At 39.7% G+C, this 25,384-nt stretch carries 26 protein-coding genes; 13 read left to right on the top strand and 13 right to left on the bottom strand.

Annotation, left to right across the window (positions count from 1 at the left end; translation table 11 throughout):
• Positions 1-26: 26 nt before the first annotated feature.
• The 7 genes from AAEY57_RS11370 to AAEY57_RS11340 form a co-directional block, all read right to left on the bottom strand.
• Positions 27-2,645 (bottom strand): TonB-dependent receptor, encoded by a 2,619-nt coding sequence (locus tag AAEY57_RS11370; RefSeq protein ID WP_028835031.1) that lies wholly within the window; start codon positions 2,643-2,645, stop codon positions 27-29.
• Positions 2,646-3,224: 579 nt separating this feature from the next.
• Positions 3,225-3,935 carry a 6-phosphogluconolactonase gene (gene pgl, locus AAEY57_RS11365; RefSeq protein ID WP_350607887.1) on the bottom strand — a complete coding sequence of 237 codons (711 nt, stop codon included), beginning with the start codon at positions 3,933-3,935 and terminating at the stop codon, positions 3,225-3,227.
• A gap of 3 nt (positions 3,936-3,938) precedes the next feature.
• Positions 3,939-5,411 (bottom strand): glucose-6-phosphate dehydrogenase, encoded by a 1,473-nt coding sequence (gene zwf / locus AAEY57_RS11360; protein WP_013465247.1) that lies wholly within the window; start codon positions 5,409-5,411, stop codon positions 3,939-3,941.
• A gap of 234 nt (positions 5,412-5,645) precedes the next feature.
• Positions 5,646-7,292, bottom strand: coding sequence for a glucose-6-phosphate isomerase (gene pgi / locus AAEY57_RS11355; protein ID WP_028835030.1), 1,647 nt, complete (start codon positions 7,290-7,292; stop codon positions 5,646-5,648).
• 318 nt (positions 7,293-7,610) lie between these two features.
• On the bottom strand, positions 7,611-9,866 hold the full coding sequence (locus tag AAEY57_RS11350) for an aminotransferase class V-fold PLP-dependent enzyme (RefSeq protein ID WP_350607886.1): 2,256 nt from the start codon (positions 9,864-9,866) through the stop codon (positions 7,611-7,613).
• A gap of 107 nt (positions 9,867-9,973) precedes the next feature.
• Entirely contained in the window at positions 9,974-11,050 is a 1,077-nt protein-coding gene (locus AAEY57_RS11345) for an AI-2E family transporter (protein WP_016900418.1), read from the bottom strand.
• Complete coding sequence (locus AAEY57_RS11340; protein WP_033104406.1) at positions 11,043-11,261, bottom strand: hypothetical protein; 219 nt, start codon at positions 11,259-11,261, stop codon at positions 11,043-11,045. The genes AAEY57_RS11345 and AAEY57_RS11340 overlap by 8 nt, the downstream gene beginning before the upstream one ends.
• 143 nt (positions 11,262-11,404) lie before the next feature.
• Here AAEY57_RS11340 and AAEY57_RS11335 point away from each other — a divergent pair, with 143 nt between their 5' ends.
• From AAEY57_RS11335 to AAEY57_RS11315, 5 genes are read left to right on the top strand one after another with little or no spacing between them, the layout of a single operon-like run.
• Positions 11,405-12,055, top strand: a complete 651-nt coding sequence (locus tag AAEY57_RS11335; protein WP_013465252.1) for a hypothetical protein — start codon at positions 11,405-11,407, stop codon at positions 12,053-12,055.
• A 12-nt stretch (positions 12,056-12,067) separates the two neighbouring features.
• A complete protein-coding gene (gene bepA / locus AAEY57_RS11330; protein ID WP_350607885.1) occupies positions 12,068-13,525 on the top strand; it encodes a beta-barrel assembly-enhancing protease in 1,458 nt (485 codons plus the stop codon).
• A 54-nt stretch (positions 13,526-13,579) separates the two neighbouring features.
• Positions 13,580-13,927 carry an arsenate reductase (glutaredoxin) gene (arsC, locus tag AAEY57_RS11325; RefSeq protein ID WP_350607884.1) on the top strand — a complete coding sequence of 116 codons (348 nt, stop codon included), beginning with the start codon at positions 13,580-13,582 and terminating at the stop codon, positions 13,925-13,927.
• Positions 13,927-14,481, top strand: a complete 555-nt coding sequence (wrbA, locus tag AAEY57_RS11320) for an NAD(P)H:quinone oxidoreductase (protein WP_024601121.1) — start codon at positions 13,927-13,929, stop codon at positions 14,479-14,481. Before arsC ends, wrbA begins: the two co-directional genes overlap by 1 nt.
• On the top strand, positions 14,478-14,930 hold the full coding sequence (locus AAEY57_RS11315; RefSeq protein ID WP_350607883.1) for a DUF2069 domain-containing protein: 453 nt from the start codon (positions 14,478-14,480) through the stop codon (positions 14,928-14,930). The genes wrbA and AAEY57_RS11315 overlap by 4 nt, the downstream gene beginning before the upstream one ends.
• Before the next feature lie 63 nt (positions 14,931-14,993).
• On the opposite strand, the gene AAEY57_RS11310 is transcribed toward AAEY57_RS11315, so the two are convergent.
• A complete protein-coding gene (locus AAEY57_RS11310) occupies positions 14,994-16,331 on the bottom strand; it encodes an ankyrin repeat domain-containing protein (protein ID WP_058154883.1) in 1,338 nt (445 codons plus the stop codon).
• Between the two features lie 209 nt (positions 16,332-16,540).
• Positions 16,541-17,134 (bottom strand): MlaC/ttg2D family ABC transporter substrate-binding protein, encoded by a 594-nt coding sequence (locus tag AAEY57_RS11305; RefSeq protein WP_350607882.1) that lies wholly within the window; start codon positions 17,132-17,134, stop codon positions 16,541-16,543.
• Between the two features lie 246 nt (positions 17,135-17,380).
• Between AAEY57_RS11305 and AAEY57_RS11300 the strand changes: the two genes are divergently transcribed.
• Both AAEY57_RS11300 and AAEY57_RS11295 read left to right on the top strand, forming a co-directional pair.
• Complete coding sequence (locus AAEY57_RS11300; protein ID WP_350607881.1) at positions 17,381-17,917, top strand: acyloxyacyl hydrolase; 537 nt, start codon at positions 17,381-17,383, stop codon at positions 17,915-17,917.
• An 85-nt stretch (positions 17,918-18,002) separates the two neighbouring features.
• The gene (locus tag AAEY57_RS11295) at positions 18,003-18,152 is read left to right on the top strand and encodes a DUF2897 family protein (protein WP_350607880.1); all 150 of its coding nucleotides are present in this window, start codon (positions 18,003-18,005) and stop codon (positions 18,150-18,152) included.
• 34 nt (positions 18,153-18,186) lie between these two features.
• On the opposite strand, the gene AAEY57_RS11290 is transcribed toward AAEY57_RS11295, so the two are convergent.
• Together AAEY57_RS11290 and bamC are read right to left on the bottom strand one after the other, a co-directional pair.
• Positions 18,187-19,575, bottom strand: a complete 1,389-nt coding sequence (locus tag AAEY57_RS11290) for a YjiH family protein (RefSeq protein WP_350607879.1) — start codon at positions 19,573-19,575, stop codon at positions 18,187-18,189.
• 65 nt (positions 19,576-19,640) lie between these two features.
• On the bottom strand, positions 19,641-20,699 hold the full coding sequence (gene bamC, locus AAEY57_RS11285; protein WP_024601115.1) for an NlpB/DapX family lipoprotein: 1,059 nt from the start codon (positions 20,697-20,699) through the stop codon (positions 19,641-19,643).
• Positions 20,700-21,054: 355 nt separating this feature from the next.
• Here bamC and AAEY57_RS11280 point away from each other — a divergent pair, with 355 nt between their 5' ends.
• Together AAEY57_RS11280 and bcp are read left to right on the top strand one after the other, a co-directional pair.
• Positions 21,055-21,588, top strand: coding sequence for a glycine cleavage system transcriptional repressor (locus tag AAEY57_RS11280; RefSeq protein WP_013465263.1), 534 nt, complete (start codon positions 21,055-21,057; stop codon positions 21,586-21,588).
• Positions 21,589-21,598: 10 nt separating this feature from the next.
• The gene (gene bcp / locus AAEY57_RS11275; protein ID WP_024601114.1) at positions 21,599-22,078 is read left to right on the top strand and encodes a thioredoxin-dependent thiol peroxidase; all 480 of its coding nucleotides are present in this window, start codon (positions 21,599-21,601) and stop codon (positions 22,076-22,078) included.
• A gap of 147 nt (positions 22,079-22,225) precedes the next feature.
• Here the strand turns inward: bcp and AAEY57_RS11270 are convergent, their stop codons facing one another.
• A complete protein-coding gene (locus tag AAEY57_RS11270; RefSeq protein WP_350607878.1) occupies positions 22,226-23,158 on the bottom strand; it encodes a LysR family transcriptional regulator in 933 nt (310 codons plus the stop codon).
• 96 nt (positions 23,159-23,254) lie between these two features.
• Between AAEY57_RS11270 and AAEY57_RS11265 the strand changes: the two genes are divergently transcribed.
• The 3 genes from AAEY57_RS11265 to AAEY57_RS11255 all read left to right on the top strand — a co-directional run bounded on the left by AAEY57_RS11265 (position 23,255) and on the right by AAEY57_RS11255 (position 24,717).
• Positions 23,255-23,689 carry a DMT family transporter gene (locus AAEY57_RS11265; RefSeq protein ID WP_350607877.1) on the top strand — a complete coding sequence of 145 codons (435 nt, stop codon included), beginning with the start codon at positions 23,255-23,257 and terminating at the stop codon, positions 23,687-23,689.
• A gap of 7 nt (positions 23,690-23,696) precedes the next feature.
• Positions 23,697-24,155 (top strand): DMT family transporter, encoded by a 459-nt coding sequence (locus AAEY57_RS11260; RefSeq protein ID WP_350607876.1) that lies wholly within the window; start codon positions 23,697-23,699, stop codon positions 24,153-24,155.
• A 115-nt stretch (positions 24,156-24,270) separates the two neighbouring features.
• Positions 24,271-24,717 carry a hypothetical protein gene (locus AAEY57_RS11255; protein WP_010388464.1) on the top strand — a complete coding sequence of 149 codons (447 nt, stop codon included), beginning with the start codon at positions 24,271-24,273 and terminating at the stop codon, positions 24,715-24,717.
• A 133-nt stretch (positions 24,718-24,850) separates the two neighbouring features.
• Here AAEY57_RS11255 and AAEY57_RS11250 read toward each other — a convergent pair whose 3' ends face one another.
• Positions 24,851-25,057 (bottom strand): hypothetical protein, encoded by a 207-nt coding sequence (locus AAEY57_RS11250; RefSeq protein ID WP_350607875.1) that lies wholly within the window; start codon positions 25,055-25,057, stop codon positions 24,851-24,853.
• Between the two features lie 84 nt (positions 25,058-25,141).
• Between AAEY57_RS11250 and AAEY57_RS11245 the strand changes: the two genes are divergently transcribed.
• Complete coding sequence (locus AAEY57_RS11245; protein ID WP_350607874.1) at positions 25,142-25,345, top strand: hypothetical protein; 204 nt, start codon at positions 25,142-25,144, stop codon at positions 25,343-25,345.
• Positions 25,346-25,384: the final 39 nt, after the last annotated feature.

Genomic DNA, 25,384 nt, shown 5'->3' with positions numbered 1-25,384 from the left:
TAGGTTATTTTTACTCATTTAGCGTATTAAAAACGCATTGTTACACCAAGCTTGTAACGTGCTTCACCTTCAAAACTCCACACAGGGAAGTCATTCAGTAAATCAGGGTTTGGTAATGAGGTAGATGCATCATTGTTACCCAGCTGAACGCTGTCTTCCTCTGTTAAGTTAATCCCTTCGAAAGTAACATCTAAGTAATCAGTTACAGAGTATGTTGCACTGAAATCTAGCTGTCCGTAGTCTTGATGCTCGCGGTTACCGTACCAACCTGGTGCTTCACGAATAATAAACTCTGAACGCCAGTTATATGCTAAACGAGCAGAAAAATCATCATTTTCATAAAAACCAACTACGTTATAGCTGTTTTTCGATGAATCAGAGAATACCCCAACACGGTCTGGGTAGTTTTCTGCTGGTGCTTGCGCATCTGAATAGGTGTAGTTAAATGAATAACCAAAGCCGTTATCGAATGAATCTTGAATTTGAAACTCAATACCTTCGATTGAACCACCCGTACCATTTGTCGATGAGCTTACTGTCCAACAGTCATATTGCTGAGCACCACACGGTGGCTCGCCGGCATCTGGGTTAGTCGTATAAACTGGGATGTCGATACCAATTTGTTGATTGGTTTGTTGTTGGGTAGAAATAAATGAGCTTACTTCTTTAGTGAAGTATGTGACGCTTAACATAGCATCGTCATCAAAATACCATTCAACACCAATGTCTGCTTGGAACGCTTTAAATGGGCTTAAACCTACATTACCCGTATTTAACACTTCATTTAAAGGACGGTTATCTGTATAACCCGCTAGATTACGCGTTGCAAATAAGTCTGCGTAATTAGGGCGAGAGATAACTTGCGCTGCTGAAGTACGTAAGATTAAGTCGTCAGCTAAGTCCATAACCACGTTTAAGCTTGGTAAGAACTCACTGTAATCAGCTTTGTCTGTAGATAACGTCGAGTCGTAAACACCTTCATCACTTAAATCATAGTAATCTGACGAAATATCAGTTGATATGTAACGAACACCTAAATTACCGCGAATACCACCGGTGTCAAAATCAGCCATCGCATATAAAGCAAAGTTTTCTTCTTCTATGGTGCCGTATGCTTGTGGACGTGCTGTATAACCTTCTGTCATTGCTAATGAATCAGCAATCATTAGATCCATATCAGGTTCAGGTATTACAAAACCACCACCGGCAGTCACGGTACCTGGGTAGTATTCATTAGCATTACGTACAGGTACTAAATCGGCATTCACATTGGCTGCATTACCATCTTGTACAACTTTGTGATCGGCATATCTTAAGCCAGTTTTAATTGCGGTAATAACACCAAGCTCAACAGGAATTTCAAAGTCTAAATTTAAGTAACTTTCTTCATCTGAATCAGGGTTGTATTCAGGCGCCCAAGTTTGTGGGCTGATGGTATCAGGTAAAATGCTAGCATCGTATGATTGGTTAGCTAAATTAAATCTAGTCACGTCGCCTGTCATATCAATAGACCCATTTAAGTCGCTATTGTTATTTGCAAACATACCATAGTTTGCCGTTGTTACATCACTGTCTGCGCTTGTTTTACCTACACGACCTTTAAAGGTGAATAACTCTGAGTCATATTTCCAATCTAAGTCAATAGTATCAGACTTCATGCTTGCTTTACGCGCCCATGTTTGGAAAAAAGCCGTGCCATTGCCGTCGATATTACGCGAAACACAGTTACCTGAGGCGTTCGTTTGTTCACATGAACCATCACCTGGGAATATAATGATTTGCGAGTTAGCATTGTTAGCATCTAGCTCTAAACTTGTATAAGTTAGACCTAAAACTAGCGAATCTGATGGCTGATATTGCATAGCTACGTTATACGCAGTACGCTCACGAGCTTGCTGGAAGGTTGTGGGTGCCATACCGCCACTCCAACCACCTGACGATTCAATACCGTTACGTTGATAATCTACTTCTGATAATGAACCCGCAGCTAAGATACCAAATGTTTCACCATCATTTTTCCAGCTGTACAAGCCTGAAAGCTCAGGATCTGTCTCTTCAGATACTGTACCGTAATCAGCTTTAACACTAGCAAATACAGTGTTTGCATCTAAATCTAGCGGTTTACGAGTTTTAACAATTACAGTACCGCCGATACCACCTTCAACTAGATTAGCTTGAGATGATTTATAAACTTCTAAGCCACCTACTAATTCAGAAGGTAGTAATGAATAATTAAAGCTACGATCGACCGCTTGTTGATCGAACCAGCTAGTTGAGGCAACAGTATGACCGTCAAGTAATGTGCGTGTTAATTGTGCTGATGCACCACGGATAGATACTTGCTGACCCTGTCCAAATTGACGAGATACACTGACACCAGAAATACGACCAAGAGATTCACCTACATCGCCATCAGGAAACTTACCAACGTCTTCAGCTGTTACAACATCAACAACGGCATTTGAAAAACGCTTGCCGTTTAAGTTTTCTTTATTTGAAGCGCGAATACCCGTAACTTGGATTACTTCAACATCTTCTTGAACTTTAGTTTCATCGGCTGCGAATGCAGCACCAGTGAACCCGGCTCCCATTACTAAGCCGATATTTACTGCTAATAAGCTTTTTTTAAAATTTTTAGCTAACACAGGATTCCCCTTGAATCATTTTGTTGGTTTTTGTTTATCATTTTGCCTACCGCCATGACAGCGCTGTCATAGTAGTAACAAACCATACATGCAAAATTACAATTTTGCTACATTTTTCCGCTTTTTTTGTATGAAAAATAGCTAATTCAACATTAAGCAAATGATTTTAAAGAAATTAATTATTGCATGAAAAAGCCGAATTAAATTTATTTAATTCGTTCACATTTCCAGCATGTACTTGAAGCATTTTTAAATTGATTTTGTTTAAAACGACGTGGTGAGTAGGAATTTTTAAACCGTAAAACATGCTTGTGAGTTAGTGTTTAATAAATTTAACCATTTGATTTTTTGGCTATAAGTAAAATTTATTCAGTATTTACAATCGGTGTAAAAGCCTATTTTATACTGCTAATTGTGGAGGCAATACTCAGCATTTCATCTTTATCTCTGCGCTGCTTTTTATAATTCAGCAAAGAGTAAAACAGATCAGCAATAAAAAAGGTCAGTAGCAAAAGCGACTGACCTTTCATTAAACCATCAATACAAAGAGGTTTAGCGCACATCTAATTTATATTAAAATTAGGGCGCCCAATACACTTCAATGTTGATCTCAGGGTGATTTAATACCGCACGTAACGGCATGTCATTCACATCGCCCCCCGCTAAAGCTTGTTTATAAACAGCCAACTTTTCATCGCCACTAATTAGCAATTTTACCACTTTAGATTGTGCAATCGCATTTAACGTTAAGCTCATGCGCTCAGTAATACTGCCTGTTACGTCACTTTGTATCGCGTTGATAGCGCACACAAGTTGGCTTGAATCTAGGCCGTTTTTCAGGCCTTGTGCATGTGGGAATAATGACGCGGTGTGGCCATCTGGGCCCATGCCTAAAATAGTCACATCAAAAGGACGTTTTAATGCTTGAAACTGCGCTTCACAGGCATCAACCCCTTGCTCTGCAGTAGCTGCTGTATTTTTCATGCTAATAAAATTAGCCGCTGCACCATGGTTTTGTAACAAAGTACGCTTGATGAATGCTTCATTACTCTTTTCATGACTTGCCTCAACCCAGCGCTCATCAACCATAGCAACATCAATGTTTTCCCAGTTTAAATCAAGGGTCGATAAATGTTTATAAGCCGGCTCAGGTGAAGAACCGCCTGAAACCATTAATACTGCACGGCCATCACGTTCAATGCCATCACGTAAAGCATGCTCTAGTGACTGAGATAATTCATCAGTCAGCGCAGCTTTATCGTCAAAAAACTTTTCTACTATTGTTGCCATCACTTATGCCTTATCGCCAGTATTAAACCAAACATGATTATTCTCTGCTAATAATTCATCTGCATCTTCAGGGCCCCAACTACCGGCTCTATACAGTGCTGGTTTACCTTTCTCTTGCCAACGTTCAATTATTGGATCAATCCACTTCCATGCTTGGCGTACTTCATCACGATGAATAAATAATGATGGATTATTCGCTGCAGCATCAAGCATTAAACGTTTGTAAGCATCTGAGTGAAAGCCATTACTATATGCTTGCGACAGCTCAATATTCATCGTTACAGGTTCAAGTTGCATGTCTAAATTATCTAAACGCTTCGACATCAGCGTTAATTGAATGCTTTCTTGTGGTTGTAAACGGATCACCAAACGGTTTGGCTCGATATTACCTACGCTGTCCTCATACACGTTATGAGATACTTTTTTATATTCAACCACAATTTCAGCGCAGCGCTTTGCCATACGTTTACCGGTACGCAGGTAAAAAGGCACACCGGCCCAACGCCAATTATCAATGTGCGCACGAATAGCCACGAAGGTTTCAGTTTTACTTGCCCCTTCGTTTAGCTCTTCTAGGTAACCTGGGACTATTTTACCGTTTAAATCACCCGGTACGTATTGCCCACGAATAATATTGTCATCAACATCGCTGCCCTCTAATGGGCGTAATGCTTCTAATACTTTTAACTTTTCATTGCGAATACTATTGGCTTTAAGTTTATGCGGTGACTCCATTGCGACTAAGCAAAGTAGCTGTAACAAGTGGTTTTGCACCATGTCACGCAAGGCACCGGCTTTATCATAAAAACCAGCGCGGCTCTCAAGCCCTACCGTTTCTGATAAGCTAATTTGGATGTTATCAATCGATTTAGCATCCCACATGTTTTCAAATAATGAATTTGAAAAACGCAATGCCATTAAGTTTTGAACGGTTTCTTTACCTAGGTAGTGGTCAATACGGAAGATTTGATCTTCGTCGAAGTACTGTGCAATTTTCGCATTAATAACTTCTGCAGACTCGCCACAATAGCCAATTGGTTTTTCTACAACAACACGTGAATTGGCTGTTATTAATTTTTTAGTGGATAGAATTTCACAACAAGTGCCATACACAGCTGGCGGAAGAGATAAGTAAAACACACGAGATTTATCGCTGTCGTCTTCATCAAGAATCTTTTTCAGTACATCCCAGTTATCATCCGCTTCGGTAACATTACTCACTACAGGCACTAAAAACGCTGAGAACGATTTCCAATCCTTAGCGTTATACTCGCCTTCGCTTAAAAATTCTTGTAATGCTTTGTGTGCGGTATCAATGTATTCATCACATTTACTTTGTTCGCGCACGGTAGGCAAAATACGTGAGCCTTGCGGTAAGTTACCTTCTTGATATGCTCGATACATTGCAGGAAGTAATTTGCGTAACGCAAGATCACCACCGCCCCCAAAAATTATAATATCAAAAGGATTAAGCATAGTTACTCTCTACGTTTATGCTACCTGCCACTACCGTATTGGTAATCAGTTATAGCGGTTTATTATCTGGATATGCAGGCCTTAGCACAAAGCCTACTAATGTTGTTCGTTATATGCGCCATAAAAAATGGGTCTAGGGACACTGTAATTCCTCTCACAAAAATACAGGCCCTAGGACTCCAGCGCTACCCGTTCAAAGGTATTTGGTTACTTATTGTGTAATAAGTGAATGTGTTACTGCGTACGGTGTTGTTTGTAGTACGCCATCAAGCCCTGTGTTGAGCTGTCGTGCTCATTAACCACGTTATCGTCGGTTAATTCAGCTTCAATTTTAGAGGCTAAACCTTTACCAAGCTCAACGCCCCACTGATCAAACGAACATATTTGTAAAAGAATACCGTGGCAAAAAATCTTATGTTCATACAGTGCAATTAAACGACCCACCGCTTTTGCATCAACCGTGTCTAATAATATAGACGTTGTTGGGCGGTTTCCTTGATGAATTTTATGCTTTAGTAGCATTTCAATTTGCGCAGGCGTTTTGCCTTTGGCTGCTAAATCAGCGGTTATCTGCTGCGCATCTACCCCGTTCATTAATGCTTCGGTTTGTGCAAAAAAGTTCGATAATAAAATATTGTGATGCTTATCAACGTTAACCTGTGGTTTTACAGAGCCAATAAAGTCCGCAGGGACAATTACATTGCCTTGGTGCAAACATTGATAAAACGCATGCTGGCCATTTATTCCCGTCATGCCCCAAATAATAGGCACGGTAGTGTAAGGTACTGTTTGCCCATCAAAAGTGACGTGCTTACCGTTACTTTCCATTTCACCCTGTTGTAAATACGCAGGCAACATATGCAATGCTTGGTCGTAAGGTAAAATAGCTTGCGAATCAAACCCTAAAAAGCTGGTATTCCATACACTCAACAGCGCCATAATTAAAGGAATATTCTGCTCAAGCGGTGCCGACTTAAAGTGCTCGTCAACTTCAAACGCCCCTTCTAAAATAGCTTCAAATGCTTCAAAGCCGGCATAAAGTGCAATAGGTAAACCAATCGCACTCCAAAGTGAAAAACGACCGCCAACCCAATCCCACATGGTAAATACGTTTTCGTCACTAATACCAAATGCCGCGGTTTTTTCTAAATTGGTGCTTACTGCCACAAAATGCTTTGCTATGGCGCTTTTATCTTTGGCGCTATTTAAAAACCAATCAACCGCTGTTTTTGAGTTGGTCATGGTTTCTGAGGTAGTAAAGGTTTTTGACGAAATAACAAATAACGTTGTTTCAGGGTCAACTTTATTCAATACCGACGCGATTTGTACGCCATCAGCATTAGAAACATAATGAACGTTTAACGGCTTATCAACCACTGCTTTAAGTGCTTCAGTTGCCGTTTGAGGGCCTAGGTTTGACCCCCCTACACCAATACTCACTACATCTTTCACCGCTTTACCGGTGTAACCTAACCACTGCCCGCTGCGTACTTTTTCAACAAAGGTTTTAATTTTAGCAAGTTCGCTATCGACCGCCTCAGTAATATTTTCACCGTCAACAATAAGCGGTGTATGGGCGCGATTTCTAAGTGCGGTATGCAATACGGCACGGTCTTCGGTGATATTTATTTTCTCACCGGCAAACATTTTTTCACGCCACGCTTCTATATCACACTCTTTAGCTAATGAGATTAATTGAGCGAAAACTTTCTCATCAATACGTTGTTTTGAATAATCAAACAATACACCGGGAATGTGAGTAGAAAATTGAGAAAAACGAGAATCGTCTTGTGCAAATAAAGTTTTCAGATGTGTTTGTGCCATCTTTTGTGCACTATTTTCTAGTGCTTGCCAACTTACTAACTCAGAACGGCTCGCCATGTAAACATCCCCTAATTTATTAATCTATTGATTTAAAGCGCTTTATTTAATTTTTTACGACGCAAAATAACCGAATTTTGTAAAAAGCAAAGCCCAATATTATAGCTTAAAAAGTCTAATTTGCGTTATTTTTATAAGCTTTGATGCAGATAATAGCGCAATTTTTTGCTTTTGACACCGGTATCATAAAATTAAAAATTGAATTTAACAACTGATCAGCCTCTCTCTTTAATGAAGATTTTATTAATTTCTAACTGTTCCAAATTAAAGCGAGCAAAAAAAAGGCCGACAAATGTCGGCCTTTCCTCTAAAAAACAATTAACCGGTTAACGCTAAACCACCCGATAAGTTATAAACACTGCTGTAACCAAGCTCAGTCAAATTTGCTGCCGCAATTTTTGAACGGTTACCACTGCGACACACCAAAATATACTGGTTGTTTTTGTCCAATTGGCCTTGCGTAAGTGCATGAGCCATTCGACTTAAAGGAATATTTAAGGTTTTCGTCATGGGTACGTTTAGCAATACGCTTAAATTATTAGCGCCATGTTCATAAGGTTCTCGGGTATCAATTAAATACGCATTGCCCTTTACCAGTATTTCTTTTGCTTGGTTAAAACTTAATTGCGAAGTTTCTACAGCAGGCTTGGCATTAACATAACCACAGAGCGTATTGGCTTGTGTGTGCTGTTGTAAATCTGCTTGCTGTTTTTGTGCGGCAAATTCAGCGTCATTAATATCACCTTTAAGTAAGGCTTGTAATAATGGCGTTTGCTGCTGTTGAACAGCCCAGTTCATTGCAAAGCACTGTTGGTAATCATGCCCTGAACACACCACACTTTGCGGATTCAGCTCTGCTGCTAACATCGTCAAGGAATGCGCCATTTGCATCGCATCTCCGCCATCAAGCGAGGTATTTCCAAGCCCTGCAGGTAAAATTAAATCACCGCAAAAACAGTACTGAACATCTCCATTATTCGCTTTTAATAAATAACTCACGCTATCTTGGCTATGCCCTGGTGTGGCTAGCTTTTCGAGTACGTGAGTGGTTAATTGCAATGTGTCGCTATTAGTTGGCCAGCCTAATTTATCAACCTCTCCAGCGACTAGGTTTTCTTTAAGTGCGCTGCGCATTAAATCAAGTGCGCAGTGACGTTCTTGATGCTCGTGCGTGTTTAAAATAGCGGTAATAGTTAAATTTTGCGTAGTTACTATTTTTTCAAAGCGAGGGATCAGTTCAATAATCGGATCGATAATAAATGCATGTTGATCATCTGTTACATACAACCAACTACATGCACCTTGGTGTCTAAATTGGGTAAGCCCTAAAGCACATACTTCTTGCACAGGAAAACTGCTATCAGAAATCACTAAACAGTTAGCTTGTAATACCGTTTTAAGCGCTCTAATTTGTTCACATGCATCATCTATTTGCGCCATCGTAGCAGCAGGGCCAAATGACAAACGAATAGCGTTTTCACTTTGCCATTGTGAGGCTCCCATCGCATCAAGCACAAAGCTCTGCGTAGCTCCTGTGCTGCATGCAGAACCACCGCTGACCCTAATACCTGCAGCGTCAAATAAATCAATAACTTCTTTACTGGTTAAATCGTTAACCGCAAAATTAAGCGTTGTGGGCACAGAGCAGGCAAAGTCATGATTAAAGGTAATACTTCCAAAAGTATCAACTAAGGCGCTATGCAGTTTATCTCGATACAAGTTAAGTACATTTATTGATTTAAAAGTCTCGTCTTGTTTATCTAGCAGCAAACTAAACAGCTTATTGAGCCCAGCTATACCAGGCAGGTTTTCTGTACCAGAGCGCATGCCACTTTCTTGGCCGCCACCGGCTATAAAAGGCGTGTATGGGCTGCCTTGACGAATATACAATAAACCTATGCCTTTAGGTGCATAAAGTTTATGCCCTGAAAAAGGCGCATAATCAATCGTTGTTTCACTTAGGTTGAGCTGTTGTTTGCCAAGCGCTTGTACACAATCAACCATCCAAGTGACTTGGCTATTACGACTACGAATCACCTTTTCTATGGCGCTTAGATCTTGGTAAACACCGGTTTCATTATTAACGGCCATCGTGCAAATCATCAAAGCGTTATCAATATGCTGAGCAATAAAGTCTAAATCTAAAATACCATCACGATTAACCGGAATTGCAATAATGTCAGCGTTAATCTCAAGCACTGTATTCCAATGCTTTAGCGTATTAGGCACCGCTTTATGCTCAGTTGCCCCATACAATAAAACGGGGTTTGGCTTTGTATGGTGTTTTGCATTAATGAGCGTCGATACGATGGCGGTTTGAATCCCCTCAGTGGCACCGGAGGTGAATAAAATATCACCTTGCTGCGCGCCAATGACGGTACGGGCTTTTTGCCTAGTTTGTTCTAATAAGTGCTTGGCTTGAATGCCGGTTATATGAGGACTTGAGGGATTACCAAAACAAATTTGCATAGCATGGCACACCACCTCTGCAATACATGGTAATACAGGTGTGGTCGCATTTGCATCGAGATAAACTTGAGCTTTGGGTTCATCTGGCAATAAAAACTCTGACATTAAAAACGCACCTTATTACTAAAAAATATATCTTATTCCCAATAGTACATAGTTTTGACAGGAATGAGTAATAATCTTTAGTAATTAAAGTGCGTTTACTATACCTTTTAGTTACCGAGCTCTTGCGCGAGTTCTTCGTGTTTGGATGACCAGGCATTAATAAGTGCTTTGACTAATGATGCTAATGGAATGGCAAAAAACACTCCCCAAAAACCCCATAGCCCACCAAAAAATAGCACCGCAACAATAATAAATACCGGATTTAAATCAACCGCTTCAGAGAACAATAAAGGCACCAATACGTTGCCATCGAGCGCTTGAATAATGCCGTATATAATTAAAACGGTCCAAAATTGAGTTTCTAAACCAAATTGAAACAGCGCTACTGCGGCCACTGGTATAGTTACTAACGCTGCGCCCACAAACGGAATAAGCACCGAAAAGCCTACGAGAACGCCTAAAAGCGCGGCGTACCGTAAGTCCAGTATGGTAAAAGCAATAAACGACACAGAACCAACAATTAAAATTTCAAATACTTTGCCACGAATATAATTCATTATTTGCTGATTCATTTCATGCCACACTTGTAAAATTAAGCGGCGTTGGCGTGGGATCATTTTAGCAATGCTGGCACTGAGCTCTACTTTATCTTTGAGCATAAAAAACACCAGTAGCGGTACCAAAATAAGGTAAATTAACCATGCTACAGCGTCTTTTAATGAATTAAGCGACGCAGACAATACCACTTGGCCAAAGTCGAGAACTTTGGTTTCAACGGTTACTACAATCGATTGTACTTGCTCTGCGCTAATAAGGCTGGGGTATTTATCAGGCAGATCGAGTAAAAACGATTTACCTTGTTCGACCATATGCGGTGTTTCTTGGACTAAGTTACTGCTTTGCTGCCAAAGCACAGGGCCTATAACCAATATTAAAGTGAGCATAATGCCAATAAATATCAGCATTACTATGCTGGTGGCAGTAAAACGCTTAAGGCCAAACCGTTCTAAGTGAACCACAGGCCAATCTAATAAATAAGCTATGATCAGTGCCACTAACACAGGCACAATTAATGGGCCAAAAAAATACAACATGGCAACCAGTGCCAACAATAAAAAAAGTAAAGTGACTGAATCAGGATCAGAAAACTTTTTTTCATACCATGCTTTTACATATTCAAACACGTAACGGCTCCACTAATAACAACCCCTGTTGTTTATTTAACTTGTAATAATACGCTTTTTTTTGCAAATATCGTTCAATATCATCAGTGTTTTGTTCTTGTGAGATATTAAAGGTAATTGCTTGTTTTAACGATATTGCATCACGCAGCCCTAATTTAAACTGAATAAATTGCTGTGGGCATTTATAAGTGCGTAAATTTAGCTCTAGCATACTCGTTTCGCTACCTATTCACATTAATAATAAGTCCTATAACAGGGCCAATTGAGATTAACCGCAGTTAAATTTAACTTTTTCTTAAAACAACCTCTGCAATGGTTTATCCTTATAACATCGTTAGCTATCAGGATACGTTAATGCCTAATTCGCATAATAAAGCGCAATTGCCTAGCAATCCAACTCTCAAAGAAATTAATTGGTTTAAAAAGCAAATTAATTGGGGGGAGCTGCCGCATTTTTATCATTTAGTGGCTTCATCGGTGAGTGAATGTGAAAGTATTTTAGATCACGGATTTGATAATGCCATTAAGCGTATTATCGACAAACGCAATTGGAATTTAGAAGCGCTGGGAATAGACCCCAACGAACTTTATGAAAAAGAAAGCAATAACAAGCCACGAATTTCACTGCATCAAGTGTTTACCGAGCGTGGTTTTGAATTACAAGCCTTCCCTTTTTCTAATGATACCGCCATCGATAGGTACGCACGACATGATGAGACAATGGAGTTTAGGTTATGGGATCCATTGACGATGAAAACCGTTATTCGCATTAATCAGTTACATAAATTCATTGGCTTTTACTTAGACCAAGGCGATGAGGCAGATAAAGCGCTTATATTACATTCTCACAAAGTGGTTCATAAAATTATTGCTTTTTTACAAACTCAATTGAACATTGTTAAGGTTGATGGGGTCACAATAAAGGCGTTTTATCAACTATGTGAAAAGGACAGCCGTTTATACACAGATGATCCTTCAAGTGCTAGTGCCCCTGATAAAAAATAAACAAGGAATATAATGCAGCTAAAATCAGCCTTTATCACTTTATGCAGTGCAGCGCTTACATTTAGCCTACTGATAAGTGAGCCGTTAAAGGCACAAACCAATCTTCAACTGCCCGACTTAGGCACTTCAGCCTTACAAGCATTGCCAATTGAAAAAGAAAAAGCGATTGGTGAAGTGATGATGATGCAGATCAGAGGCTCATCGCCTTTGATTAAAGATCCGGTGCTTGATGAATACCTAACAACTTTAGGTAGAAAGTTAGTTGCTAACGCCAATGATGTACGTTTTGGGTTTTCATTCTTTTGGTTAAATAATCCCGAAATCAATGCATTTGCATTTTATGGCGGCCATGTTGGTGTACACACCGGATTAATAGCCCAAGCCGATAACGAGAGTCAATTTGCATCGGTTCTTGGCCATGAAATTGCACACGTTACACAGCGCCACTTAGCAAGGCGCATTCAGCAGCAACAAGATAATAGCGGGCTTACCATTGCCGGCATGATTGCTGGTATTTTAGCCGCGGTTGTAGCCCCTGATGCCGGTATGGCTATTATTTCAGCCAGCCAAACACAATCAGCTTTCAGTCAGCTGACACATAGCCGTTCTGCCGAGCAAGAAGCAGACAGAATGGGCATGCAAACCCTCAACAACGCAGGGTTTGATGCCAGAGCATCAAGTGAATTTTTAACTAAACTTGCCGCACAAATTCGTTATAAATATAAACCACCGGCGTTTTTACTCACTCACCCTCTTCCTGAAAGTCGTGTGTCAGATGTTCGCCTTCGTGCCGAGCAATACCCTAAACGCCAGGTAAGCTCGAGCCTTGATTTTGACTTAGCAAAAAGCCGAGTTCTGGCGCGTTACGATAACAAACCCGAAAACGCAGAAGCCTTATTTAGAAAGTTAATGCGCGAAAACACCTATAACAACGTAGCATTACAATACGGTTTAGCTATTAGTTTGCTTGATCAAAAAAAGACGGATGAAGCACAACCTATTCTTGATGAGTTACTGGCAGACGATCCTAAAAACTTATTTTATATTGATACCAAAACAGATTTACTCATTGCACAAAAAAAAGCCGCAGAAGCTGTTAGTTACTTAAGCGAGTTAAATAATTATCGGCCAAATAACCAAGTGATCACCTTAAATTACGCCAACGCGGCATTAGAGGCTGAGCAATATGAGTTAGCTGAAAATATATTAAAGTCGTTTTTACTGGAAAAACCCGATCACAGTTTAGGCAAACAGCTTTTAACTGACGCCTACAAAAAACAAGAAAAATTGGCGGCCTACCATGAAGCCAATGCCGATGTATTATCTCAGTATGGTGCGTATTTAAAAGCGGCCGACGAAATACAAAAAGCGCTTAATTTTGTAGAGCCAAGTGAAAATGTTAAGCAACAGCGCTTAAAAGCGTTACTCACACAGTATCGGTTATTGCAAAAAGAGCTTGCGAGGCTTTAAGTCTTTAGTGAGTTCACCTAAAATAGCCACAATTTATACTTTGGATGTATTTTTATGTCAGTCACTATTTATCATAATCCGCGTTGTTCAAAATCACGCGAAACCCTTAACCTATTACAAAGTAAAAACATTGAACCGAGTGTTGTTGAATACTTAAAAACACCTCTTTCTCATGAGCAAATTAGTACCTTAATTTCTCAACTTGGGTTTAATTCGGCACGAGATTTGATGCGCACCAAAGAAGAGCAGTACAAAACGCTTAATTTAAAAGATGAAAACAGCGAGTCAGTGCTTATTGATGCCATGGTCAATCACCCAAAACTAATTGAGCGCCCTATTGTAGAAAATAACAATAAAGCCGCCCTAGGTCGCCCGCCTGAAAACGTATTAAGCGTCCTATAATGAGCACAACCATCGTGGTGCTGTATCACTCAAGCCATGGCTCAGTTGAAGCTATGGCGCATGAGATTGCAGAGTCAATAGAGCAACAAGGCGCAACCGCATTACTGCGTACTTTTGTGGCCAAAAGCACGCACGACATTGTGATCAGTAAAGATGATTTAGTTGCCTGCGACGGGCTTGCATTTGGTACGCCGACCCGCTTTGGCATGATGGCCTCACAAGCAAAAACGTTTTGGGAAACCACCAGCGATCTTTGGCTCAAAGGCCAACTTATTGATAAACCTGCCTGTGTGTTTTCATCATCAAGCAGTATGCATGGTGGCAATGAAGCAACCCTACTCAATTTGTCATTGCCTTTGTTACACCATGGGATGATGTTGATGGGCGTACCTTACGATGTACCTGAGTTGCTCGGCACCGAAACAGGAGGAACACCTTATGGCGCCTCTCACGTTGCAGGTAGCAATAACAGCTCAACCCTGAGTAAGGATGAAATTAAAATATGTCAAAGCGTAGGAAAACGCCTGACTCAAGTTGCGAGTAAACTTAAATGATTCAAGCAAGCGAGCCTGCTAAAAAACCGATTACCACTAAATTTCAGCGCCTAGCCTTATTTGGTTATATTGGTCTGCTTATTTTAATGCCGTTATGGATGTTTGTATTAGCCCCTAGAGACGGCCACAGTAACACCTTTCTTTTCTTAGTGTATGTATTGCCACTATTACTGCCATTAAAAGGCATATTACAAGATAAAACCTACACCTATGCGTGGGCTAATTTTATTGTTATGTTTTACTTTATCCATGGCTTTACATTGCTGTGGGTCGCACAAGATGAGCTTATATGGGTATTGCTTGAGTTATTATTTGCCTCATCTATGTTTATTGGCTGTACTTATTATGCGCGCCATAGAGGGCAAGAACTTGGGCTTAAAATTCGCAAGCTTAAAGATGAGCTCGCTGAAGAAAAAGCCGCACACGAGCACGATAAAAACAACCCGTAATAAATACCCAACAATGCAAAAACGCGCTAATTAGCGCGTTTTTTTGTAGCAAAACATTAACTTTTAAACTAACTCGCTTAAAGCTGCCAGCCCCACAATACAGGCTAAACCTAGTTGTGCAACAAGACTAAAAACCGACATCATTCTTATTAAAAACAATCCCCACGGGTGTTTTACATGCGGGTACAATGAGCAGCGCTTTAAGTTCGTTGCAAAGAAAAAACACACCACCGCCGTCATAGTCATAAAAAGAGTAAGCTCACTTTTTATAGTGATGTTTTCATCAAAAAAGAAAAATAACTGTAGCGGTAATAATAAAGCCACAACTGCATGTAGCACATGTACCTTTTTAATTCGCTCTAGCTGTCCCTCTGGCGATAACTCTTTAATACCAAAGTCACGCTCAAGGCACTTAACTAAGTTGCTGGCTTTTATACTAACCGCTAATCGGTAACAACTTAACCCCTCGTTATTTCGCGCTCTAAAGTCATACCCTGCTTTGAGCAGTAAAATCATTAACGATTCGTTTTTACTTATCACCGCGTAATGCAGCGCCGTATTACCTTGGCCGTCTACCGCTTTTTTATCTTGGTACTGCAGGAGTGTTTCTACTACATTTACGTAGCCTTTTTCTGCCGCCCACATAAATGCTGTTTTATTATCTTCATCGGTTAAGGTGCCCGTGGCGCCTTGCTCAATAAAGCGCATTGCCATGGTTTGCTTAGCTTTTTTCTTGTTTAAATGCGCAAGTAAGGCATTTTCTAACAACACAATAGAGTCAACATCAGGAGACACCTGAGTTAACAAAGTAAAGTAATCTTTGCCAGCAGCCACTTTTTCGCTGGTCAGCTCTGCTAAGTGATCAATATCAGCAATCGACTGGGGAATATGCGCACTTAAACGCTCTCTAAAATCGACCTCTTTCCAAATAGATAAGGTATCTTCAGCTGAGAGCTTTGCACCTTGCTCTAGCGCATGCTCTATCAGAGTAAAAAAGCGTTTACTAAAAAATAAGCTAATTAAAGAAAGTGGCGTTTCAATGTTATTTTGTGCCGACACACTTGCATACTTTTCAAGTCGCTGACACAGCATTAGCACAATATTTTCTATGCTGTAATCATTGGCAAAATAATGCTCTTTCAGTGCAGCAATATACTCTTGTGCGTTTTCATCATATTCAGAAATATGCTGAAAATAACACTCTTCAAATGGCTCTAAGGGGGTTAACCAGGTTAAATAATAAATTGGGGGTAAAACAGTGGTGCATACACCATTATCTTCTTCAGTAGAGCGACAGGCGGGCCAAGCTTCTAAAGCATCTAAAATGAAGGCACCGTTTTGTTCAACCAGCCCTTTGACCAGTAACGGGTATTCCTTTGGCCAAATTAGTACATTTTCCATTAAAACAACACAACTCCAGTGTAGCTCGGGTGAGTAGTCAGTTATAACAGTATTTAGCTGACACCACGCTTAATCAAAGAAGCCTATATTCTACCACAGCTAGGTAGCCAAGCTAGCGTAAACTCATGCAATATAGGCCAAAATACAAAAGCAGCTAACGACATCTGCCATTAGCTGCTTTTAGGTTGGAGCTGTTAATTGCAAAAGTACTAACTTTGCTGAAGTTCTGCTGTGACTTGGTCTAATCCCACATCAGAAATACGTTGAATGATCTCTTTTTGCTTAGCACTGAGTAACGAAATTCCCTCTGCAACAATATCGTATACCTTCCACTGGTTGTTGTTACCTAAACGCAATTTAAAGTGCAAATCAATGGTTGGCTTATTCGGTTCAATAATTTGCGTTTTTACCGTAGCAAATTTAGAGTCGCTTGCAGCAGAGTCTTGCTCAAATATTACATCCTGCCCTGTGTACTTCATAAGCGCACCGGCATATGTTCCTGTTAAGTAATGCTCTACAGCATTAATAAACGCAACACCTTGTTCGCGGTTAATACCTTTAATATGCTTACCTAATAATTTAAACGACACAAACTTAACATCAATATGTGGCATTAAACGCTGCTGAACAATTAACGACATGGCTTCTTTGCTGGCATCGCCTTTCGCATTTACCTGTCCAATATCGTTAAATAATGATTCTGCTACAGTTTGCAATAACTGCTTAGGTGATGGCTGCGTTTGTGCATACAAAGTGCTACTGAAAAAAACAGCAATAACCACTAAAAGCTTTATAAGTTTCATAAAAAATGCATAGTTTAAATAATTAATTTAAGCGTAATTTACGCAAATAACAGGCAATAAAAAAGGCATAAATAAGCAACTTATTAATGCCTAATTGGCACCAATTGAATTAATTAAATAAATTCAATTGGTTAAATAAATCAGTTAACAAGCCATATACAAGCGGCTTTTTGTCCTCATTGAAAACACCAATTCACCGCCCTTATTATCCCTTTAATATTTTGACTTAAACCCTAGTTGGCCGTTATGAAAACCTCATACAACAGACTTTTTGTTCTTGTTTTTACCCTGTTTATATTGGCTACCAAAGCCGCTTATGCATCCTCTAACCATGGTTATGCCGTCGATTTTTTAAAAGGAGAAGGCAATGTAACAGGGGCAAAGCTTGCGTATCAATATCACCCTCAAGGAATGCAAAACTTTGTCGGCGATGCTCGTTTTTATTTAGAAAGCAGCGTTAACGTGTGGCAATACCGCCATGATCAACAATCACAATCCAACGTGGTCTTGGCTGTGTCACCGGTGGTGCAATTTCCAGCATTTAGTGTATACAACACCCCCTTTTATGTAGAGGCTGGCATTGGTTTTTCATTACTTGATGAGCGCTATTTTGCTGGTAAAAACCTAAGTACTCACTATCAGTTTGAAGATAGGATAGGCCTAGTGGCAGATTTTGGTGAAACTAATGTAGCGCTGCGAATTATTCACTATTCAAACGCCGGATTTAAATCGCCAAACCCAGGCATTAACTTTTTAACGTTATCGGTGGCACAACGGTTTTAATTGCTTATTTACAGTCCTAGAGAGGATTGCGGCTTTTATTTAAAGTGGTCATAATTACCGCTTAATAAAAAATAAGAGCATCGCAATGCAAATTTGGCAAATCGTACTCGTTATCGTGATTGTACTGGCTATTGTTATCGGCAATTTAGTACTGCTGCGTTTAAGTGCAAAAAGCGAGTTTAAACCCTCAGCACCAAGCTCGTCTTCGCAAAGCAAAGAAACAAAAAAGCCCTGAATAATCAGGGCTTTTTTTCGTTTAAATGATTGTTCTAGCCAACTAACCAGTGTGCCATTAAGGCAATAACTGGCAAGGTTACTAAAGTTCTGAGAATAAAAATAACAAATAACTCAAAAATATTAACCGGTATTTTACTACCCAATAAAAGTGCGCCCACTTCAGACATATAAATAAGTTGCGTTACACTCATTGCCGCAATAATAAAACGTGTTACATCGCTTTCAATTGAGCCTGCGGCTAAAATAGACGGAATAAACATATCTGCAAATCCCACCATAATCGTTTGCGCCGCCATTTCGGCTTCAGGTATTTGTAGTAATTCTAAAAATGGAATAAACGGCATACCTAAATATTGAAATATTGGCGTGTACTCAGCAATAATTAAAGCAAATGTACCCACAGCCATTACCACAGGTAATACTGCAAACACCATATCAAATGCGTTGTGTAAGCCCTCTTCAATTGTGCCTTTTAAACCTGGTGCTTTTTCTGCTTTAGTTAATGCAACATCAAGTGAATGCTTAAATAATGTTTTGCCTTCAGGAACCAATTCAGCGTTTCCATCGGGCTCTTCACCATCAATAAGCACGTCCTTTTTAAAACGCAGTGGCGGTAAACGCGGAACAATTATCGCAGCCACTACACCCGCTAAACACACGGTTAGGTAAAAAGGTGCAAATAAATATTCAAGCTTTACTTGGCCAATAACAACCAAGCAAAAGGTAATTGATACAGCAGAGAAAGTGGTACCAATAATCGCAGCTTCACGTTGAGTGTAGTATTTATCTTCATACTGGCGTGCAGTCATTAAAATACCGACGCTGCCATCACCTAACCACGAAGCAACACAGTTAACTGCACTGCGCCCTGGTACGCCAAACAATGGACGCATTACTTTAGTAAGTAAGGTACCCGCCAGCTCAAGTAAACCAAAATTAAGTAATAACGGCAGTAACAAGCCCGCTAAAATAAACACCGAAAACAACACCGGTAGTAAATCTTTTAATACTAATAAACCGGTATTTTCTGAGGTAATAGCATGCGGTCCAACTTGAAAATAAGTTAAAAGCACAAACGCCATACCAAATAACCGTGTTACTAACCAAATCCAACTCACATTAAACAAATGATTTAATAAGCGAAATTTGGTTAAGCTTTTCGGTTTAAACACACTAAATATCAACGACATAACGCCAGTAATACAAATAATTGTCGCTATTAACCCAAGCGCTATCTCACTAAATAAAGCTTGAATTGCTTTTGCCATTACCGCAATAGGGATCGTCATTATTTCGCCAGACGGTACTGGCGTCATGAACAAAAAAACACCGATTAAAGAAGGAATTAAAAAAACCAACCATACTTTCAAATCATAACTTTTTTGGACCGGTGCTGGGCGTGATGAATCTAACTGAGACATATTTTCAACCTGTAAAAACCACAAAAAGAGCTAAGTGCTCTTTTTGTGGGAAGTATTTATATTTATTAAATTTTAATACCGCGCTTGATTAACGCCGCTTCTAATGCTTGTTGTAACCCATTCATTGTACCTGGTTCAAGCGTTTCGCCTTTGTCATCCATCCACGTTAGACTGGTGCCACCTTGTTTGATTTTGCTAACCAAAATTTGGTATTGACCTTCATCAATTGGAAGCTCTGTTGGTTCATCGCCCCAAATTGAATCCCACACACTGCTTTCTACTTTCGCATAATCTGCTGTAATTAAACCTGTCTCTTGGTTTACTTCAACAATTGTGAACGACAAACGCTCTAAAAATCCAGAAAAGCGATCGAATACGGTGTCATACGTTTGCTCAGTAACAAGTGCGGCATTGCCTTTGTTATCAAACCCGAGTTCTAACGAGATGATCCCTTGACGCTTACGCATATCAACTTCAAGCTGACGGTAGCGGTAATCAAACTCGCTCACTACTTGGTTAAGCGCACGCACTTCAAGCTGTTGTTTTAATAAATCAGTTAGCGGCTTATCACCTTTAAAATCAATAAGCTCAGCGGTTAAAGACGCTGTGCGTTGGTGTTCTTTTTCTTCAATGGTAAATTTAAAACGCTCTAAATCAACGCTTTCATCATTGCCCCATAACCAGCTTTCTTCAGGCTTTACAATAGCGTACCAATCGGTTACGAGTGTTCCTTGCGTTTTATCTTGCTGTGTTGCGTTAATGTTATTATCAGCAAGCACGGCTTGAATCGAATCCCAAATGAACACATCTAAATCTTCAATGCCGTCATTTTTATCAAAATAAATACGCGCTTGTTTATCTGCTTCCTCAACCCAACTGCCTTTAGCAATGGTTAAAACTTGCGCCGGCGGACGATAGTTTGTTGCCTCCGGATTATTATCATATTGACCAACATCCATTTTATAAACAGGATCTTGAGCGGGTTGAGATAACGATGCAGGCGCTTTAACCGGCTCATGGGCGCGGTAATTACGCTCATTATGAGCATCACTTGTAAATACACTACACCCTGACAAACTTACCAATACACTTACTGCTAGTGCTTTTGGGATCCAATACTGCACAGATAATTCTCCTTAGCATACCCTTAATTGTTTTAACAAATATATGAGTGGGTAATACCGATTTGGTTCAGTGTAAAATCAATATTAACTTTACATTTATAATTTGCTTGCCTAACTGCATTCAGCCTATGAGATAACAAACGGACTAGGCTACAAATAGACACATTTTTGCTATGGTACTTTCACAAGCTTGTAAAAACAAGAAACACTGCACTATTAACCGCCTAAAATTAACCGCCGCTATAGTTTAACGCGGGTTTTGTGTTAAACTTTGCCGCCGTGCAACGCTACGTGTTTATTTTTTTGTTGCCAAGTCGGTTGTTTTCATCCAAGTAACTTAGGTACTTTAAAACCCATGACTGCATTTTCAAATCATCAAATTGTTTTAACCGCAATTGGCGAGGATAGATCGGGCATCGTCAGTGAACTTACGCAACTCGTAAGCGATTGCCACTGTAATATTATAGATAGCCGTATTGCAATTTTAGGCAACGAATTCACCTTTATTATGCTACTAAGCGGTGATATGTCAGCCATTAGCCGCATAGAGCATACATTACCGACCAAAGGTATGGAGCTTGGCCTGCTCACTATGATGAAGCGTACTTCAAGCCATAATCAAAGCGAATTTTGTGCAGGCTATACCTTAGAATATACCGGCATAGACACCCCTGGCACATTAAGTAAAGTAACGCGTTTTTTTGCAGATAATAATATTAATATTTGCTCATTAAAGTCAGACACCTACGAAGAAGAAACTGAGCTAAAAATGCGCTGTGAACTTGAATTTAATATTCCCGTTGACGTTGATATTGACCAATTTAAAATTAGTTTTGAAAACCTTTCGCACGTTTTAAACGTAGATTACATCTTTCGACGTATTCGCTAAGGAGTTTAGCATGAACAAAATTACCCCATTACAAAGTGGCGACACAGCACCGGCTTTTAGCTTACAAAACCAAAATGACGAAACCGTCGTGCTCAGCGAGTTATTAAAAGAAAAACAAGTACTGGTATACTTTTATCCTAAGGCGTCAACGCCTGGCTGTACAGTACAAGCCGAAAACCTGCGTGACCAACAAGCCGAGCTTGCTAAATTTAACACCCATGTTGTTGGCATAAGCCCAGATCCGATTAAGCGTCTTAAAAACTTTGAAACAAAAAAAGAGCTTAACTTTGACCTACTCTCAGATGAAGATCATGCCATTGCTGAGGCATTTGGGGTGTGGGGCTATAAAAAGTTTATGGGCAAAGAATATGACGGTATTCACCGCCTCACTTTCTTAGTAGGCCAAGACGGTAAAATTAAACACTTGTTTGATAAATTCAAAACCAAAGATCACCACCAAGTGGTATTAGATTATTTAGCAGCTGAATAAAGGCTAAAGGCTAAAGGCTAAAGGCTAAAGGCTAAAGGCTAAAGGCTAAAGGCTAAAGGCTAAAGGCTAAAGGCTAAACAAGATAAAAATAAAAGCGTTGCTCAAGAGCAACGCTTTTTTGGTTTTTAAAGCACCAAATCAATTAAGCTATCGTTGCCAATAAAGCGGTTCACCGAAAACATCAGCAAAGTAATCAATAAGCGCCCTAACATTTAAAGGGGCATAGCGTGTGTGTGGATAAATAGCCGCTATTTGCTGAGGCTCTGTTTTAATTGCTGCATCATAATTAGGTAACACCTTTACTAAAGTACCCGCCTTTAAATGCTCACCAATAAGCCAATCAGGAAACAGCACTAAACCCATGCCTTTTAATGCACAAGTTAATAATGTATCAGCGTTATTTGAGGCAAGTAATGGTGCAACAGAGTAATGAGCCCATGATGCATTTTTAGCTTTAAACAGCCAACGATTCGCGCCTGAAGAACCTTTGTAAATTAAGCATTGATGATTTTTAAGTGCAGATGGGTTAGTAATTTTAGGGTTGTTTTTCAAATACGCTGGTGAGGCTGCTAAATGATACACTTGAGTACCAAATACGCGCGCATGTAACGAAGAGTCGGTTAACGCACCGATACGAAATATAACATCGGTGGCATCTCGATGCGGGTCAATAAAGTCATCAGTAAGTGTTAACTCTATTTGTAAGTTTGGGTAGCGAATACTTAACTCAGGCAACCAAGGAGCAATGTGCCTTTGGCCAAAAAATACAGGCGCATTAATTCTAATTAACCCGGTTGGTTCGAGCGTTCTGTCTTGCAGCTCTTTTCTCGCGTCATTCATTTGCTCGGTGATTGTTTGTGCATAATCTAAAAACAACCGACCCGCTTCTGTTGGCACAACAGCACGGGTATTTCGATAAAAAAGCTGCTGCCCTAGTGCATCTTCTAATTGTTGAATAGTGCGTGAAATATTTGACGCAGACACCCCCTCTCGCCTAGCCACCTCTGAAAAACTATGGGTATTAAAAACACCGATAAACGTAACGAGTGTTTTAATGCTCACTGTATTTATGCCATTCATTTGTGCAATTCCTGCAAAAGTCATTTCTGGATTGTAGCGTTTTTCTGGCTTATTAGCTGGGTTAAAATTGTATTAATTACTATTTGGAGGATATAAATGCAATTTCTATTAATATTACTGACCTTTATGGGCGGTATGGGTTTGTCCGTAGAAGCTGGGTTATTAGGGCCTTTGGGTTGTGAAGTGGGTGAACTGTGGGCCACATTTAGTATATTTGCGGTTGGTGCCGCCTTAACATTTTTGCTAATGCTGTTTTTTAGCCCTCGTAATAGTCCTTCATTTTTTAGCCAGCCCCCTTCTTTATTATTAGGTGGTGTGCTTGGCCCTGTTTACGTGGTTATTTTAACAATTGCAACGCCAAACATCGGCATAGCCATGACAATGATCGGCATACTCGCAGGGCAAATTTTCAAAAGCTTAATTATTGACCATTACGGTTTGTTTGGCACCACTGAACGCAAAATCGATGTTAAACGCATTATTGCTTTGGCGTTTATTATTATCTCTCTGGTTTTTATGGCACAAGGATAAACTCACTATGACTATTATTATGATTTTTCTAGCTGTAATTGGTGGCGCAACATTAAGCATTCAAGCAGCCTTAAACGGACGACTAGGCGGTAACGTCGGTGTTTTTAAAAGTGCTTTTTTAACCTTTTCTGTTGGTGCACTAGTAACCGCACTGCTCATATTTTATTTTGAATCAAATCATGCTGTAACCTTAATGGATGTACCAAAATGGCAGCTACTTGGTGCCATGTGTGGCGTACCATACATTGTTATTATGGTGCTTGCGGTGCAAAAAATAGGCGCAGCGGTGGCAACCGTCGCGGTTATTTTTGGTCAACTAACCATGAGTGTATTAATTGATAATTTTGGCTGGCTTGGTAATGAGGCTATTGCATTGTCACCCAGTCGACTAGCGGCGTTAGTGTGTTTAGCCATTGCATTATTTTTTATTTATTCAAGCGGTAAAGTTGAAAACAAAAAATCGTAGTATAAACCTAAAAAACGTTGCTCAAAGGCAACGTTTTTTATTGCTTTAGCACTTTAAACTTTGGCATCGCGGCCGATAACAACATTAATAAACATACTATTATGGATAATAAACCGTGATACAGCTAAATAAACACTCAGCCTTTGACGTTAAAATTACAGCCGAAAAAACAAATATTGCACAACAAACAAAAGACACAACAAAAAATCAGGACAACACTGATTATCAATTATCAGACAAAGAACGCAATAAACTCTCAGGAAAAGAGGCTGAGCAAAACGCTGAAAAAGCAACAAATTCAGAAATGCCTGAATATATCGCAAAAATGATAGAGCAACTTAAAGAGCTCAAACAGCAGCTTGAAGAACAAAAAGAACAACTCACTCAATTACAAGCTCAATTCGATCCGGAAGACGAGGTCATACAAGCACAAATTGAAGCACAGGCAAATATTGTTTCATCAACACAATCTCAAGTAGTCGCGCTAGTGCAAATGATTAGCCAAGCCATGAAAGACGCCGGTATTACTGACGCGGGTGCACTTGTTAGTGCCATTGTTTGAATTTTCAGAGCCAAGTATTCAGCGTTATACTAATCTACCTTGCAAAGGCGGCTTTATTTTTATCATCGGCTTATTATTTCAATGATAAATGTGCCTACCCTAGCGGTTAAACAACCACGTTGTGTTTGCGTTCTCACTCTTCATCTAACAGTGCATGCTGATAAATTTTATTAAACTGTTCAGCAGGTAAGTCAGCCGCAAAGTGGTATATAAGCGCTTTATATTCATCGCTTTGAATTAATTTTGAGAGTGTATTATTAAAGTCCTGCATAAATTTTATATTTTCTTCACTGCGCTCACACATTAAATGCCCAACAGTAAACGATGTTTTTAATTTCAAATCAAAGATATTATTTTAAAAGTTGGTAAAGGCGGCTTACCACCTACAACAAAAGAAGATCTAGATTCACTTGTACTAATTTACATGGAACGTGCTTTGGTTGATATTTTTTCAGGTAGGACAGATACTACCCCATTGATTATTCATAAAATTATTAGATTATTTGATTTTATAGGCAGAGAAAAAGAGAGCGGTAATGATCTTATTGCAGATTCATTAATTGACTCTGTTGAATTTGGTTTTAGAGAAGTGAATCGCCCCGTGTTTGCCAGAGACTCAATAACTTGAGAAACTGGAACTATGAAAAAATCAAATCGCTATACATCA

Source organism: Pseudoalteromonas sp. MER144-MNA-CIBAN-0113 (genome assembly GCF_040308965.1).
Classification (GTDB): Bacteria; Pseudomonadota; Gammaproteobacteria; order Enterobacterales; family Alteromonadaceae; genus Pseudoalteromonas; species Pseudoalteromonas tetraodonis.
The sequence above is the reverse complement of the archived record's forward strand: the minus strand, read 5'-3'. Positions and strand labels throughout refer to the sequence as shown.